This is a genomic window from Ignatzschineria ureiclastica, assembly GCF_003121845.1.
GTDB lineage: Bacteria > Pseudomonadota > Gammaproteobacteria > Cardiobacteriales > Wohlfahrtiimonadaceae > Ignatzschineria > Ignatzschineria ureiclastica.
Map to the genome: position 1 here is coordinate 376,207 of NZ_QEWQ01000004.1, position 17,381 is coordinate 393,587.

12 protein-coding genes are annotated in these 17,381 nt (G+C 40.3%); 6 read left to right on the plus strand and 6 right to left on the minus strand.

What is annotated here, in order from left to right:
- The 3 genes from DC083_RS07195 to purE form a co-directional block, all read right to left on the minus strand.
- Complete coding sequence (locus DC083_RS07195; RefSeq protein ID WP_109189536.1) at nucleotides 1–3,759, minus strand: phosphoribosylformylglycinamidine synthase; 3,759 nt, start codon at nucleotides 3,757–3,759, stop codon at nucleotides 1–3.
- A gap of 108 nt (nucleotides 3,760–3,867) precedes the next feature.
- A complete protein-coding gene (gene purK / locus DC083_RS07200; RefSeq protein ID WP_109189537.1) occupies nucleotides 3,868–4,980 on the minus strand; it encodes a 5-(carboxyamino)imidazole ribonucleotide synthase in 1,113 nt (370 codons plus the stop codon).
- 5 nt (nucleotides 4,981–4,985) lie between these two features.
- Entirely contained in the window at nucleotides 4,986–5,480 is a 495-nt protein-coding gene (gene purE / locus DC083_RS07205) for a 5-(carboxyamino)imidazole ribonucleotide mutase (RefSeq protein ID WP_109189538.1), read from the minus strand.
- Nucleotides 5,481–5,901: 421 nt separating this feature from the next.
- Here purE and DC083_RS07210 point away from each other — a divergent pair, with 421 nt between their 5' ends.
- From DC083_RS07210 to DC083_RS07220, 3 genes are all read left to right on the plus strand, one after another.
- Nucleotides 5,902–6,423: a LemA family protein gene (locus DC083_RS07210; protein ID WP_109189539.1), complete on the plus strand. Its 522-nt coding sequence runs from the start codon at nucleotides 5,902–5,904 to the stop codon at nucleotides 6,421–6,423.
- Between the two features lie 31 nt (nucleotides 6,424–6,454).
- Complete coding sequence (locus DC083_RS07215; RefSeq protein WP_229822334.1) at nucleotides 6,455–7,294, plus strand: methyltransferase domain-containing protein; 840 nt, start codon at nucleotides 6,455–6,457, stop codon at nucleotides 7,292–7,294.
- A gap of 215 nt (nucleotides 7,295–7,509) precedes the next feature.
- The gene (locus tag DC083_RS07220) at nucleotides 7,510–8,613 is read left to right on the plus strand and encodes a DUF481 domain-containing protein (RefSeq protein ID WP_109189540.1); all 1,104 of its coding nucleotides are present in this window, start codon (nucleotides 7,510–7,512) and stop codon (nucleotides 8,611–8,613) included.
- A gap of 156 nt (nucleotides 8,614–8,769) precedes the next feature.
- On the opposite strand, the gene DC083_RS07225 is transcribed toward DC083_RS07220, so the two are convergent.
- From DC083_RS07225 to DC083_RS07235, 3 genes are all read right to left on the minus strand, one after another.
- The gene (locus tag DC083_RS07225; protein WP_373296740.1) at nucleotides 8,770–10,992 is read right to left on the minus strand and encodes an NADP-dependent isocitrate dehydrogenase; all 2,223 of its coding nucleotides are present in this window, start codon (nucleotides 10,990–10,992) and stop codon (nucleotides 8,770–8,772) included.
- Nucleotides 10,993–11,481: 489 nt separating this feature from the next.
- Complete coding sequence (locus DC083_RS07230) at nucleotides 11,482–12,762, minus strand: 3-deoxy-D-manno-octulosonic acid transferase (protein WP_109189542.1); 1,281 nt, start codon at nucleotides 12,760–12,762, stop codon at nucleotides 11,482–11,484.
- Between the two features lie 260 nt (nucleotides 12,763–13,022).
- On the minus strand, nucleotides 13,023–13,856 hold the full coding sequence (locus tag DC083_RS07235) for an outer membrane protein assembly factor BamD (protein WP_229822328.1): 834 nt from the start codon (nucleotides 13,854–13,856) through the stop codon (nucleotides 13,023–13,025).
- 56 nt (nucleotides 13,857–13,912) lie between these two features.
- Between DC083_RS07235 and DC083_RS07240 the strand changes: the two genes are divergently transcribed.
- The 3 genes from DC083_RS07240 to miaB all read left to right on the plus strand — a co-directional run bounded on the left by DC083_RS07240 (nucleotide 13,913) and on the right by miaB (nucleotide 17,267).
- Nucleotides 13,913–14,905: an RluA family pseudouridine synthase gene (locus DC083_RS07240; protein ID WP_109189543.1), complete on the plus strand. Its 993-nt coding sequence runs from the start codon at nucleotides 13,913–13,915 to the stop codon at nucleotides 14,903–14,905.
- Nucleotides 14,889–15,776: a peptidoglycan editing factor PgeF gene (pgeF, locus tag DC083_RS07245; RefSeq protein WP_229822326.1), complete on the plus strand. Its 888-nt coding sequence runs from the start codon at nucleotides 14,889–14,891 to the stop codon at nucleotides 15,774–15,776. Before DC083_RS07240 ends, pgeF begins: the two co-directional genes overlap by 17 nt.
- A 147-nt stretch (nucleotides 15,777–15,923) precedes the next feature.
- A complete protein-coding gene (miaB, locus tag DC083_RS07250) occupies nucleotides 15,924–17,267 on the plus strand; it encodes a tRNA (N6-isopentenyl adenosine(37)-C2)-methylthiotransferase MiaB (RefSeq protein WP_109189544.1) in 1,344 nt (447 codons plus the stop codon).
- The last annotated feature ends 114 nt before the right edge of the window (nucleotides 17,268–17,381 follow it).

Sequence of the window (17,381 nt, forward strand, 5' to 3'; positions counted from 1 at the left end):
TTAAAGGTGCTTGCTAGTAATATGCGAAACCGCATTTTCAAAAATCGTTTGATGTTTCCGTCCTGGAATATTGAGGAACAATCCTTCTTCATAACGCTCACTATGCGCCATTTTTCCAAGAATTTGCCCATTAGGGCTTGTGATCGCTTCAATGGCATACTGCGATACTGCAGGATTAAATGTCTGATCTAATGTTGCTCGTGATTTGTGATCTACATATTGTGCAGCGATCTGTCCATTGGCTTGTAATGTCTGGAAAAGTTCTTCAGAAAGCATAACACGCCCTTCAAGCGCAGCAAATGGCAGAACATGTTGATCACCACAATTTAGCGAGCTAAACCAAGGTGCTGCATTATTAACAATCTCAGTAGTCACCATTTGCGATTTAAATTCACCGCAATGGTTGGTCGTCAGATAGAGTTTTTCCTCACTTTGCTGACTCTCTTGATCCCGATACTCTCCGTACGGTAATAATCCTGTTTTTACTAATGCATGAAAACCGGCATTAATTCCTAAGATTAATCCACCTTTGGCAATAAAGGATTCAACGGCTTGACGAATATCCGCCCGTTGTAAGAAAAGTGCCATTGTCGAACCCGTTCCTGCTGGCTCTTCAGTGCTTGCAAAACCTGATGCAAGCGCTAAGATTTCAGCATTCTCTAAATGATCTATTAACTGCCGTACGGAACCGAGATAATCTGCTTCCGTTAAAAGTCGGATAGGCTGCATCAAAACTGCAGCTCCCGCTTTCTCAAAAGCACGCGCCATATCAAATTCACTATGTGTGCCTTCAAATACAGGAATCACAACCGTAGGTTTTACAGCTTCTAAGCGATTAATAATACCTTTAAGTGGCATTTTATTTACTTTAGGAATCAATCCTTCACTTTTAGCGTAAATAGGATAGATCTTCTCATAGCGATCTTCCGCAGCTGCTTGTAAGGTTGAACCTAAAATGGTGATCTGCCCATAATCAAAGCGGTACTCACTTAAAGTTGTACCAATAGCAATATACTCTTCTGATGAGGGTAATGCTCGACGAGTTGTAAATACAAAGGCTCCATATTGTGGTCTAAAGAGATCACGAGTGGATATATTCTCAATATTAGCGCCAATCCGATTACCAAAACTCATATAAGCTAAAGCTTCAGCAATACCGCCTTGTCGTACTGACATCGCAGCGTTAATCTGATATCGCTCATGAATGGCTTGGAATTGTGCAAAATTATGGGCTATAGCTTCAAAAGGTACTTGCCCCGTAACCTCTTCTTTAACCGGCAATACGTAGATATAATCACCACTCTCTTTAAATTCTGACGAGATAACAGCATCTGTTTGAATAGTCGTTACGGCAAAAGAGACTAAAGTCGGAGGTACATTGATCTCATCAAAGGACCCACTCATGCTATCTTTTCCGCCAATACTGGGTACATTAAATGCTTTTTGTGCTGCCAAAGCCCCTAACAAAGCGGCGACAGGCTTACCAAATTTTTCTGGAATCCCATCTAATCGCTCAAAATATTCTTGGAAAGAGAGCCTTGCTTTCTGCGGATTACCTCCGGTTGCGACAATACGTGCAAGCGATTCAATAACCGCATAAGCTGCTCCATGGAAAGGCGACCAATCCCCCAAATAAGGATGATAACCATGGGCTAAGATAGTAGCTGTTTTCGTCTCTCCAGACTCTATTTGAATCTTTTGAAGCGAAACCTCGGCGGGTGTTGCCTGACATTTTCCACCAAAAGGGAGTAAAACCGTTGAGCGCCCGAGTGTAGCATCAAATTTTTGATTCAGTCCTTTTTGACTAGCAATATTCTTATCAGCTAACAAAGTACGCCACGCTAACTCTAAATCATCCGTATTCGGTACTTGTAATAATGGTGAGGGCAAGTTGCTATCGATAACCTTAACAGCGGCCGTTTTACGAATACCATTGGTATCTAAGAAAGAACGGGCAATATCAACAACCTTCTCCCCTCTCCAACTAATGACCAAGCGAGGATCTTCAGTAATTTCTGCAACAATCACTGCTTCTACAGATTCTTCTTGCGCTAATTCTATAAATCGCTTTGCATCTTTTGCGCTTACCACAACTGCCATTCGCTCTTGTGATTCTGAAATCGCTAAATCTGTTCCATTTAAACCTGTATATTTTGTGGGTACTTGATCTAAATTCACCCAAACACCATCGGCCAATTCACCAATAGCAACCGAGACACCACCGGCTCCAAAATCATTGGACTTTTTAATGAGTGTAGATGCTTCTTTCCGCCGAAATAAGCGAAGAATTTTGCGCTCTTCTGTTGCACAGCCTTTCTGTACATCTGTGCCAGCCTCCTCAAGCGTCTCTTCTGTCTGTACTTGCGATGACCCAGTAGCAGCGCCCACACCATCTCTCCCGGTCTTAGCCCCCACTAAAAGCACTAAATCCCCGGGTATAGGCGTCGCTCGCACCACATGATCTTCTTTCACTGCGCCTACAACGGCTCCCAGTTCCATGCGCTTAGCGACAAATCCTGGATGAATATATTCTCGGGCAAATGTTGTAGTGCCTCCAATTTGATTAGCATAGTCACTATTACCTTGCGCTGCAACGCGGCTAATTCGACGTTGTGGAATTTTAGTTGCAAGCGTATCCTCTACAGGTTCTAAGATATTACCCGCTCCTGTAACTCTCATCGCTTGATAGACATAGGCACGTCCTGACAATGGATCTCGAATAGCGCCGCCTACGCAGGTATTTGCACCCCCATAAGGTTCAATTTCCGTTGGGTGATTATGGGTTTCATTCTTAAACATCAAGAGCCAAGATTGCGATTCACCATCTACATCTACTTGAATTCGTACAGAACAAGCATTCACCTCATCTGATAGCTCCATATCAGCTAATTCACCTGTTTGCCGTTGATAGCGTCCCATAATCGTCGCCATATCCATCAACGTTTCAGGCCGATCTGTAATTCCAGTGGCTTCTCGTAATTGTAGATAAGATTCGTATGCGGCTTGTAGCTGCGCTTCAAATTGACTTGCTGAGAAATCGATACTTTTAAGCATTGTCTCAAATGTGGTATGCCGGCAGTGATCGGACCAATAAGTATCTAAAACAAGCAGCTCTGTTTCGGTAGGATTACGTTTCTCTTCTGATTTAAAATATTTCTGAATGAAAGCAAGATCTTCAAATTCCATCGCAAGCCCCATTAAGAGCTTTAACTCTACGAGCTTTGAAGGAGTCATATGAATAAAGTCTTTCACCTTCTCCACTTGCTTAGGATGATGATGTAAATTCAAAACCTCTTCATTGGGTGCTAAGGATAGATCTTTGAGGTAACTATTAATGGGATTAAAGAGATATTGCTCAATTTTAGTGAGATCTTCAGCTGATAATTCTGCATTAAAGAGATAAAGCTGTGCAGTAGTTGCCGCTGTTTTCCCCCAGATTCCTGCTGTCTTAAGGACTAATGAGATGCTATAAGCGCGCTGATCATATTGCCCCGGCAAGCTCTCAATGGCAAAATGGGGATATTTATTCAATTCCGCTTGCATAATATCAGAACGAATTTCCTGATCTCTGCCTGTTTGTTGAATAATTTTTTGAATTTGAGGAAGATCTTTTTCAGACAATGAGAAGAAGTCATAGACTTGAATCAATCGTACAGAGGTAAGTGTAGGAACCGTCAATGCTATTTTCAACTCATTCAATAAGGCTTTTGCCTCAGAGGAATAGAGTGGCGTACTTTCAATATAAAACCTTCTTTTCATTAGAATCCTTACTTATCGTAATTATAAAAGAGTCGCTTTAGAAGCAGCAAGATAGCAACGACAGAGAGACCTAATCAATCATGATGGTCTATTCTGCAAAAATTCCTTTTACTCTGCTAAGATCATCTCTTCAAAAGAGTGCAATCCGTCTGATCCCGTAAAGGTGATATGTCCCATTTTACGGTTATTTTTAAATTCTTTTTTCCCATATAGATGAAGATGTGCATCTTGTGACATTTTGGGAATATAACTCAATAATTTTTCCCGATCTTGCCCTAAAATATTAAACATCACCGTCTTTTGTAGTAATTCTGTATTACCAAGTGGCAAACCACAAATAGCTCGAATATGTTGTTCAAACTGACTTGTTGGGCAACCCTCTATAGTAAAGTGTCCTGAGTTATGGGGTCTTGGTGCTAATTCATTAACATAAACATCATCATTCACAACAAAAGCTTCCATTGCTAACGTCCCGACAATATTATGGGTTTCCATAAATGTCTGTAGCATCTGATTGAGCTTTGCCTCTAATTCTGGGGTAACTTTCTCACTACCAGCCGTAGTTTTAAAGAGAATATTATTAATATGCAAATTCTCGGCAATGGGAAAATGACGATACTCACCTGTCGTTGAACGTGTTCCTATAATCGAACACTCCCAATCATAAGGGATGAACTGCTCGGCGACACAAGGAATACCATAGAGTGTTGCAACTTTTGCAAGATCCGCATCTGAACGCACGACAACTTGTCCCTTACCATCGTATCCCCCTTCTTGAGTTTTAACGACAAAAGGATATCCTAGCTTTTGAACCGCTTTATTGAGTGTCTGTTCTGGATCTTCTAAAATCACATAAGGCGCAACTGGCAAGCCGGCTTCTGTAAGTGCTGCTTTCTCGCGCCGTCTATTTTGTGCTAAATAGAGCGGTAATTCACCTTGAGGAATATTGTGATACTCACTATTCAGTCTTTTGACAAGAGAGGCATCGATATTTTCAAATTCGTAAGTGACTACATCAGAGCGAGAGATCAGCGTTTCATAGCCCTCTTCATTGGAAAAGCTAGAGACAATGTGACCATGCGAGGCGGATACGGCAGGTGCATCTGATGCAGGATCTAGCGTGATGACATAGTAGCCCATCCTGTTTGCCGCTTCTGCTAACATTTTACCTAGTTGTCCACCACCAATAATTCCAATCGTTTTGCCAGGTAAAATGTGCATGATGACTACTTCTCCTCTATAGTACTATCTGCTAGGACATTCTCAGTTTGGCACTTACGGAATGTCTTGAGCTTTTCATATAATGTCTCATTGCTCAGCGCTAATATTTGAGCTGCAAAGAGACCAGCATTTTTAGCGCCTGCATCACCTATCGCCATTGTCGCTACAGGAATACCACCAGGCATTTGCACAATAGAATAGAGGGAATCTAATCCATTCATCGTGCTACTCTTAATCGGCACGCCAATGACAGGGAGAGGTGTTAAGGAAGCAACCATACCAGGAAGATGCGCAGCGCCCCCTGCTCCAGCAATAATCAGATCATATCCGGCATCCTTAGCGTTTAATGCAAAAGAGACCATATACTCTGGCGTGCGATGAGCAGAGACGACTTTAATATCGTAGGTAATGGAAAATTGGTTGAGAATGTCTGCAGCATTCTGCATTGTTGGCAGATCGCTTTTGCTTCCCATGATGATGGCGACTTTCTGTTTTTTCATTGAGAAAATTCAATCCATATATTAGATGATTGTGAGCCGATAAGTGAATACTCATCGATCTTTTGAGCTATTGATTCTAACTACAGAATTGATACAAGTCAATACAAAACAGCGCTTATTTTTTATCACAATTATTATCAGAATGATTCATTAATTTTGTACGAAATACAAAAATATTAACAACTTAGTTTCTTATCTTTTATTCACTCTTTTATGACTATATATAAAAGAGGTCTTCCTAAAATAATGCCAGCCATATCATTAAAATAAAGCTCAATCACCTGAACAATAGAATATAATGATAATAAGATGATTATGTAGCTACTCCTAATGTTTTCCGTTGCAATTAGAGGGCAAGCGACCTATATTAACAAATACTTCATCAATATCGTCATATTAACCCTTTGGCAATCTATCAATTATGACTAAGACGCTATTTACTATTATCCTTACCGTTGCGCTCTCGGCGTTTATTCTCTATCTCTTTATTTACCATTACCGTAAATTGCGGAAATATCGCCGAGTCTGCGATAGTGCGCTCGTCGACGTTCAGCGCCTCCAAGCGCAGCTCATTGAACGTAGCGAACCGGTTATTTTGATCACTCAAAAAGTACTTCGTAATCATCCTAAACTCTTCGAAGAATGGCGAGAAATCAAAGAACAAGCCGAAAGTAAGCGTGCGCAATCTGAGCGTATTCATCATGTCTTACTTCTCCGCAATCATCTCAATACACTAAAACATGAAAGCCAAACGCATGCAGAGCTTAAAAACCGAGAAGATCTTGCTGAACTTTGGGTAAAAGTCGATATTACTAATCGCAACATTGATGAATCAGCCTCTTTTTATAATGATGCAGTGCATGATTATAGAGAATTGACGAGTCAATTTCCGGTCTCCATGTTGGCAGATATTTTGCAATATCCTAAGTATCAGAGAATTTAAATGGTATTTATATAGAATTTTATAGGCTGATATGACCACTCTCATTACCAATATGGCAGATACTATCGAACCAGTAAAGACATCTGATATTCACCAAGAGAACCTTTCACTTTCTGAATCTCAAGGTAAACGATTTAATCAATTGAGCCCCCGTTTTACCCGTAATATCTATGACACATTCAAAGGTCGATTACGTCTAGCTATTTTAGAGCGAGACTTTACAACGCTCGGATTTCATCAATCATCGCTCAATATCCTTGATATCGGTGCCGGACAAGGTCAATTTGCCTTGCAACTTGCAAGCCAAGGTCATCAACTCACTTTACTAGAACCGTCCAAAGAGATGTTAGAACTTGCAGAATCTCGCTTTCTAGAGGCGCAACTATCTGCAACGTTTCTTCATACAAGTGTCGAAAAACTTCCAACACTCGCTCTACCCCAGTACGATCTCATCACCTGTCATGCGATGATTGAATGGTTAGAAGATCCTTATCAGCTCTTTCAACTCATCAAATCCCATATTAAACCAGAGGGTATTCTCTCACTGCTCTTCTACAATCGAGAGGGTTTGATCTACCATAATTTAATTCGTGGTAATTTTCGTTATATTGCGCGTGGAAATTTTGCTGGTGAACAAGGGGGATTAACGCCGATCTCCCCGATTGATTACCATGAACTAGAACAGTATTTGAATGATCACAAGATTCAGATTCTCAAAAAGAGTGGAATCCGTACATATTACGACTTTATGCAGCCTGAAGCGCGTAAACGCATCTCTGAAGAAGACCACTTAAAAATGGAACTGCTCTACTCTGAAAATCCTGATTATCTGCCGCATGCGCGCTATCATCATTGGTTACTACAATTCTAGATTAAAGACAATTTAGAATAATTAAGAATGATTAGAAAAATACCGAAAGAGATATTTTGAAGTAGATATGGGAGGTAGATATTAAGTAATAACAATCCTCTTCATTTATCAACCGTCATAATCATTGATTTCAACAATAATTCCCTCTATGCTAGCCCTATTTATGATTCTTTCTATTTTTAACAAAATAAAACAAAATTTTAAATGGATTTTTTATGGCGACATTAGATCAATCTCCTCAACCAATTCCCGCTTCTAGCTGTAATCGAAAATCTCTTAGTATCGCTATTGCACTACTATATGCGTCAATCCATAGCATCTCCTGGGCCGATACAGTTTATCTGAAAAATGGAGATCGTATTAGCGGCACCATTGAAAAAATTGCCCAAAATAAGCTTCATATTGCGACCGATTATTCCGGCACTATTACCATTCCACAACAAGCTATTCGCAGTTTCCATAGTGAACGCGCTATGATCTTAAACCCAAATCGTGCTAATGGGGAAACAACACCGATGCGTGCAGAGAAGCTTGTCTACGATACAGATGGGAATTCTAATGCAATCTTTGCCATCAATCATGCAGAGCGATATGCCCTTGCCTTTGATGAACAATTAACGATTGATGAAAATGCCGCAGAGTTAGCGTTAGTGAATCACAACCCCGTTGCCTATGAGCATTCAGGTAATGTGAAACTAGATCTTAATTTTAAAAATAGTAGTTCGAAAACGCGCAATTTCCATCTGAAAGGGGGTTATGAACTCACCCATAATATTTGGCGCCACCAAATTAAAGGGGACGTTGAGCGGAAAACGGATAATGGCAAAACTTCCACTTATCGTTACAATCTCGATTATTCACTCGATTATTTCTTCAACCCTTACTTCTTCTGGCAGACAACGAGCCATTACCAACATGATTGGGTAGAGGATATTAAGGGAAATTGGCTCCTTGGAACCGGTCCTGGCTGGCAGGTTTGGAATGATGATCGTTCACAACTAGCATTAATGACACTTCTAAACTATCAACAGTTAGAGTATCGAGATGATCACAAAGATCGCCATCCACTCATGACTTTTAAGTGGGACTATCAGAAGAACCTCTTCGCCAATCTTCCGATTAAATTTACAACCCAAGGTTCTGTCGGACGTAGCTTTAATAATCATGTAACACTCGATCTCAATTTTGATACTGCGATTCAATATAAACTCACAGAACATCTCTCTATCAATACTGGCTATCACTTTGACCGCACTAAAGCGAAGAGAGGGGATTCCAAAAATAGTAATATCTTCCTTGGTATTGGTGTCGACTGGTAAAAAAATGCCTATGTCGATCCGCTTAATAAGCTCAACATAGGCACTATAGGATGAAAGAATTATAAGGTTATAATATTGCATACTGTTATAACCTTATTGGATATTACCATTTTAGCTTCTTTTCAATTTTTTCAACTAATCTTACTAATGCAATTATTATTTCAAAGATTGTAAGATAGTATTAAAGAGCGTACTTGGGCGCATTGCTTTAGCCGCTTTGTCGGCATTAGGATGATAATATCCGCCTAAATCTTGAGCCTTACCCTGCGCTGTAAGTAATTCCTCATTAATCTTCTCCTCAGAGGCTTTTAGATCTTGATATAGATTTGCAAAAATCGTTTGTAATTCCTGATCTTTCGTTTGATTAGCCAACGCTTCTGCCCAATAGAGCGCCAAATAGAAATGAGAGCCACGATTATCAATCGAACCTAATTTACGAGCTGGTGAGCGATCCTCTGCTAAGAATTTAGTATTCGCTAAATCGAGCATCTCTCCAAGTAACAATGCTTTGGGATTATCCTGTGTGCGACCGAGATGTTTAAGAGATTCAGCCAATGCTAAAAACTCCCCTAACGAATCCCAACGCAAATAACCTTCCGTTAAGAATTGCTCCACATGTTTAGGTGCTGAACCGCCGGCACCTGTTTCAAATAATCCACCGCCCTGCATTAAGGGCACAATCGAGAGCATCTTAGCGGAAGTCCCTAACTCTAAAATCGGGAAGAGATCTGTCAGATAATCTCGCAGCACATTCCCGGTAACTGAAATCGTATCCTTACCTTCACGAATACGTTTAAGGCTAACTTTAGCAGCTTCTATCGGCGACATAATTTGAATGTCTAGCCCTTTAGTATCGTGATCTTTAAGATACTGCTCTACCTTTTTGATCATTTCACGATCATGAGCACGATTTGGATCTAACCAAAAAATAGCGGGGGTTTCAGAGAGACGAGCACGAGTGACTGCTAATTTTACCCAATCTTGAATCGGCGCATCTTTCGCTTGGCACATTCTAAAAATATCCCCTTTTTCAACGGGCTGTGCCATTAATACCTGACCATCTTTTGTGACAACCTCAATCACACCCGCATCTGCTGCTTGGAACGTCTTATCGTGCGAACCATACTCTTCTGCTTTTTGCGCCATCAGACCAACATTAGGAACACTTCCCATCGTACGAGGATCAAGCGCTCCATTCTCTATACAATCTTCAATGGTCGCCGCAAAAACACCGGAATAACAACGATCAGGAATCATCGCAACGGTATCTTCTGTTTGATTATCCTTGTTCCACATCTTACCGCCTGCCCGAATCATTGCCGGCATTGATGCATCGACAATCACATCCGAGGGAACATGAAGATTAGTAATCCCCTTGTCTGAATCTACCATTGCCAAACGGGGACCTTTTGCAATTGCAGACTCAATTGCCGCAATCACTTCTGCTTCTTGAGGATGACCTTTAATTTTGGCATAGATATCCCCTAAGCCATTTCGGGTATCAACCCCTAAAGATTTGAAAAGATCACCATATTGTGCGAATAAATCTTTGAAATAGACCTCTACAATAGCCCCGAACATAATAGGATCAGAGACTTTCATCATCGTTGCTTTTAGATGTGCTGAGAGAAGGATATCTCGCGCTTTTGCCTCTTCAATCGCATCGGCAACGAAAGTTTTGAGTTTCTGTAAGCTCATGACAGAAGTATCAATAATCTCACCTTTTTGTAGTGGCGCATAATCTTTGAGAATAACTGCATCACCAGCAACAGGTTTAAAGAGAATTTGATACTCTGTTGCTTCCGGTAATGTGACCGATTGCTCTGAGCCGTAGAAATCCCCCTCTTGCATTGTTGCGACTGTTGTCTTTGATTCCCGCTTCCATTCACCCATCTTGTGAGGATTATGACGCGCAAACTCTTTGACTGCCATCGGCGCACGACGATCAGAATTGCCTTCCCGTAACACAGGGTTTACCGCTGATCCAAGCACTTTGGCATAACGCTTTTGTAACGCCTTTTCGGCTTCTGTTTGTGGCTCTTCAGGATAATCAGGAATCGCGTAACCTTGTGCTTGTAACTCAGCAATAGCTCTTTTTAACTGTGGAATAGAAGCAGAAATATTAGGAAGCTTAATGATATTAGTTGCAGAATCTTGAGTTAAATGCCCAAGTTCAGAGAGCGCATCTTCTACTTGCTGCTCTTTTGGCAAAATATCTGAGAAAAGCGCTAAAATACGACCGGTAAGTGAAATATCCTTCACTTCAATATCAATCATTGCCGGTTTTGTAAAAGCCTCAACAATGGGTAGAAACGAATAAGTCGCCAATGCTGGCGCTTCATCAGTCTTGGTATAAAAAATTTTCGAATTTGCCATAATAACTTTTCCTTATAGTAGTGTAGTTAATTGATTATTTTAATAATTCTTATTAATGTTTATTTATTCTGCGTGAATCTTTTCTGTATAAATCATTTCTATGTGAATCATTGAACGGTGGCATTTAACAATACCTCTACAACCTTTATGTACCTTCTATCCCTTCTATCAAGCGCACTATTTTGACAATAAGTTTTGATTGTTCTTTTTATATTTTTTCTCTATTTCTTTATGACTTCTCAAAATCATCTCTAATGAGTTTGCCATAACTTAATGCATACTTTTCATCATCGTTCAATATTCGAATTGTGCCTAGCAGTATATAAGAGTTTTACAACTAGAAGCAAATTAGGGGAATAACATCGCTATTCCCCTATGATTGAATCACTATTTATGCAAACTCTGAAATGAATTCGTTAAATCAAATAAATAAAAACTTTAAAATCCACGATTTCTCGATCTACAATCTCTACCTATCTGAATTTGGATCTATTAGAACAAAGAGTCAATCTTCGCTAATACAATCTCAATAGCCCCTTGATTCTGCATCATTGTCTGATGCGCTGCATTTCCATACGCTTCCCGCATCGCCTTATCTTGAGATAGAGCAATAATCGTTGATTCTAAAGTTTCGCTATTAACCTGCATAATGGCTCTATTTTCTAGAAACTGCTCTAGGGTCTCTCGATTTTCATCCATATAAGGCCCAACAATAATCGGTTTTGCAAAATAAGCAGGTTCTAAAATATTATGCCCCCCAATAGGAACAAAACTCCCCCCCACTAAAGCCATATCTGCAAAAGCGTAGAAAAGTAGCAACTCTCCCATGGTGTCAATAAGCCAAATATCCGCTCTAGGATTTAAAGCATCAAGTGCCCCATGACTTCTAATCGAAAGTGTAAAATTATGCGCATCCGCATACTCTTCAAGTAGCGTCTTTACTTCCGGAAAGCGTTCAGGATGGCGAGGTGCAATGATTAACTTTAAATGCGGTGATTTTTTACGGGCTTCAATAAAGGCCTCAACAATAATCTCCTCTTCCTCTTCATGCGTACTTGCTCCCATCCAGTAGAGAGAGTCAGGTAACTGTAAGGCTTTCAACTGATCTCGTTGTTCAAAGACAGAAGGATCGACTTCCAAATCATATTTGATATTTCCCATCCGTTTCGCATTTCCCGCGCCTAGTAATTCGAATCGTAATGAGTCTTCATCTGTCTGTGTCAATACAATCACCGGCTTGAGCAGATTCCGAATTGTTTGCCGAATTTTCTGATACCGGTAGAAAGAGCGATCAGAGAGGCATGCACTAATCATAATCACTTCTATATTACGTTTCTCGGCTTGGTAAAAGAGATTAGGCCAAATTTCCGTCTCCATAATGAGAATCGCTTTTGGAGATGTTCTCTTTAAAAATGAGGTAATTGATGGGCCAAAATCAAAAGGAAGATAAGTATGGAATAATTGCGCCTCTGCTAATGCCTGTTTAAAAGTTCGCTGAATCTGATCACTGCCTGTTAAAGTTGTTGCTGTAAATAGAATGCGTAATGATGGCTTTTCAGCTAATAATCGTTTTACCAAAGGCGTAACCGCCCGAACTTCCCCCAACGAAACAGCATGAATAATAAGATCGACTTTTGGAAGCTGTTGAAATCCAAAACGATCCTGAAAGTTTTGCAGACCCAATGGCGAACGCCAATCACGCCACAAGCGTAATACCACAATAACAGGGAGAAGTAACCACCATAAGATTTGATAGATTCTTAAAATTATCATTATCTGCTTCTTTCTTCATTAATACCGATTTAGGCAAGGATAACATTATAACGTGAATAGGCTTAATTTGTTATAAGGCTACAGAAAATCCTCGATACAATTTACATAACGATTATGGTTATTCATCATAAGAATAGCGTTAATAACGAACATATATTATCTAATTTGACAATTCATATTGGCAACAACTTGATTTTCAATAAAAAAGAGCGATTCTTTTAAAATCGCTCTCTTCTTACTACCTAATTTAATTACCCTTTTTATTCTGGATACTCTACAACCTCTATAGTTTCTGTAGGGATTGCATCCGGTGTATTTTTATAACCAAACTCTTTTAAACGCGCATCATAAGGAAAGTTATAACGTAAAACATCAATACTCTTCTGCGCAAGCTCAGGCATACCTAATGCTTGATATGCTTTTGCTTGAATATAGAGCGCAGTAGAAACAGAAGTCGTTGCATCATAATGATCGAGGACATATTGCGCACGATTAATCGCACCAACATAAGCGTGACGATCAAGATAGAAATTAGCCTTATGAATCTCAGCTTCTGCTAGTAAGTTACGAAGATAAATGATTCGTTTTGCTGCATCTTCAGCATAATCACCATCAGGATAACGATTCACAATTACTAAGAATGATGCTAAAGAATCACGCATCTGTTTTTGGTCTACTTTTGAGCGATCAGGTGGCAAAAGTTTATCTAAAATCGAACGCGCGCGGTCAAAATTAATTAGACCTTGAATATAGTAGAGATAATCTATATTCTCATGGTTCGGATAGAGGCGAATAAACTCATCAATCCCTTTAAGTGCCTGATCAAATTGTCGATCATGGTAATTGGCATAAATCTTATTTAATTTAGCCTGTTGTGCTAACCGCGTATGTGGAAAACGTGCTTCAATAGCTTCATAATGTTGAACCGCAATTTCATAGCTCGCACCATCAAGGTTTTTATTCCCTTCCTCGAGTAGTTGTTGTCCTGTCATACCATAGTACTTATCATCTTTCTTTGCAGATGAAGAACCACATGCTGTGAGAACTCCTGCAACCGCTAGCACCATAAAAATTTTTAGTTTTTTCGCTTTCATTTTATTACTATAGATCCAACAAATTGAATTATTCTTCGAGATTATACAGACAAATTATGAAATATTCAGAAACTTTTACCATTTCCATTCCAGATCATCTAGATAATCAACGCATTGATGCAACACTTCCTATCCTACAGGAGAATCTTTCCCGTAGCCAAGTGCAAAAACTGATAAAAAGTGGTCAAGTATTATTAAATGGTGAAGTCCCAAAACCGAAAGATCCTGTTTCTGCTGGCGATACCATTACTATTACCATAGAGCATTCACCAGAAGAAGATACATTAATTCCTGAAAAAATAGCGCTTGATATCCTTTATGAAGATGATGACTTAATGGTTATTAATAAACCTGCCGGTATGGTTGTACATCCTGGCGCAGGTAATCATCAAGGCACATTAGCTAATGCCCTACTTCACCATGCGCCGAAACTTGCAGAGTTATCCCGCGCCGGTATTGTCCATAGACTTGATAAAGAGACCTCGGGACTTCTTTTGATTGCGAAAACAATGGAAGCTGAAGAGAATCTCATCAATCAATTTAAAGAGCGTACGCCGACCAAGATTTATCATGCTTTAGTCATTGGAGAGCTTATTTCAGGACGCACCATTGATGCCCCGATTGGTCGCAACCCTTATCGCCGAAAGCATATGTGGGTACCAGAACCCGATGAAGATGGGAATGTAGATGGTAAAGATGCAATTACCCATATTCGTGTTAAAGAACGTTTTCGCGCCCATACGTTAGTGGAAGCCAATATCGAGACAGGTCGTACTCATCAAATTCGTGTCCATATGCAACATATTAATTACCCCATCGTTGGAGATAGTGATTATGGCGCTCGCCTAAAACTCCCCAAAAAATTTGGTCAACATGCTGAAAATGTTCTTCGGGGCTTTAAACGCCAAGCACTTCACGCATTCTCTATTCAATTTAATCACCCAAGAACAGGCGAAGAACTCTATTTTGAACAAGACTACCCCAATGATATGACCCAACTCATCGATGCTATTCGAGAGGAGAGCCAACAATATGAGCAAAATCATTAAGATTACGCCAAAAAATTCATTAAACAACCCCTTAGAGAATCAATCAAACGACTCGATCGAAATCATCACACCTAATTGGCCGATTTCATCGCGTATTACCGCTTTTACAACGACCCGTAAAGGAGGCGTAAGCGAAGGTGATTTTAAGGGATTGAATATGGGACTAAGTACTGCCGATGATCCTCGGAGCGTGATGGCAAACCGTCAATTACTGCAAGAGCTACTCACTATTCCGGCCTCAAACTTTCATCTGACTCAGATTCATTCGAATCTCTGCGTGCCGGTTGATGAAAAATGGGCAGGCATTGGGGCTGATGCCTGCTATACCGATCAAGCGAATCTACCGGCAATGATTTTAACGGCAGATTGTTTACCGATCTTAGTTACCAATAGAGCGGAAAATCGTGTCATTGCGATTCACGCAGGTTGGCGCTCGCTTTTGATGGATATTATTGAAAATAGTATTCGCAGCCTCACTGCGCTTGGCGAAAAGCCTGAAGATCTATTTGTCTGGCTAGGCCCTGCTATTTCACAAAAAGCCTTTGAAGTCGGTAATGAAGTACGACAGGCCTTTCTCTATCGTAATACGCTACTAGAGAATATCGCGATCGATGCTTTCGGCAACACGATCAAAGATAAGACAATTGAAAGCGATAAGAATCCGCTCTTTATTCCCTCTGACAATGAGGGGAAATATTACGCAGATATCTATCAACTCGCCAAATTACGTCTCTATAACCTCGGGATTCCGACCACTCAAATCTATGGCGGTGATCTCTGTACTTATAGTATGCCGGAGTATTTCTACTCTTATCGCCGAGATGGTGCTAAATCTGGCAGAATGGCGAGTTATATCTGGATCAATAGTTAAGTTAATAGTTAGGTTAACATGAGATTAACGACCATAATTCAGTGTATTAGAAAGATACAGAAAGTAACCTGAAAGCGATCCCAAAATACGGTAGAATAGCTACAATTTTTTTAGTCAATTTTAACCTGTGAGATATCTATAATTAATATGGCAACAGCACAATATAAGAACTTCTATATCCAGACGCAAGGCTGTCAAATGAACGAGTATGACTCGAAGAAAATGGCAGATTCACTCAAAGCATTTTGCAACTTAGAGCGAACTGAAAACCTTGAAGATGCGGATGTTTTTATCCTCAACACCTGCTCTATTCGGGAAAAAGCACAAGAAAAAGTCTTCTCAGAATTAGGCCGTTGGCGGAAATTTAAAGAAGAAAATCCTCATATCGTTATTGCTGTCGGTGGATGTGTTGCCTCACAAGAAGGGGAAGCGATTAAAAAGCGTGCGCCTTTCGTCGATATTATTTTTGGCCCACAAACGCTTCATCGTCTTCCTAAAATGTTGCACGATGTTTGGCAAGGCAATGGCACACAGGTGGATGTCTCTTTCCCAGAAATTGAAAAATTTGACCACCTACCAAAACCGAGAGCTGAAGGCGTTACAGCATTTGTCTCGATTATGGAAGGTTGTAATAAGTATTGTTCATTCTGTATCGTCCCTTATACTCGGGGTGAAGAGATTTCCCGTCCTTTTATTGATGTCATTGGTGAAATTGCCGAACTCGCGGAACAAGGGGTTCGGGAAGTAACGCTTCTTGGACAAAACGTGAATGATTACCAAGGAGAAATGCCAGATGGTCAAATTGGGGATCTCGCTCTTCTCATTGAGTATGTCGCAGAAATCGAAGGTATTGAACGGATTCGTTATACAACATCGCACCCGATCGCTTTTTCAGATCGCTTAATCGAGGCTTATGCGCGTGTGCCAAAGCTCGTCTCTCATCTTCATTTACCGGTACAATCAGGTTCTGATCACATCCTGATGATGATGAAGCGGAACCATACCGTCCTAGAGTATAAAGCGAAGATCAAGAAACTTCGGGAAATTCGTCCGGATATCTCTATTTCAACGGATATTATCGTAGGCTTCCCTGGAGAAAGTGCTGAGGATTTTGAAGCAACAATGAAACTCGTCGAAGATATTCATTACGACTTTTCATTTAGTTTTATCTACTCTGCTCGCCCAGGAACGCCTGCTGCAAACTTGCCGGATAATGTACCTATGGAAGAGAAGAAAGAGCGCCTTGCAAGATTACAAGCTAAATTAACAGAGCAAGCAAATGCAATTTCACAAAGTATGGTGGGAACAACGCAACGTATTTTAGTAGATCGCCCCTCTCGTCATAATCCGAAAGAGCTTGCAGGGCGAACTGAAAATAATCGGGTTGTCAATTTTGAAGCGCCCCACTCACTCATCGGTCACTTCTGTGATGTCGTTATTACAGAAGCCCTACCAAACTCGTTAAGAGGTCGTTTAGTGACAGAACAGTAAAACGGAAAGATAGCTAAAAAAGATCGACATTTGTTGATCTTTTTTACTATCAGTTCCCCAAAAGTAAAGGTTTTTGTAGTAAAGTAGTAGTGTCATTAATTCTGTAAGTCTACC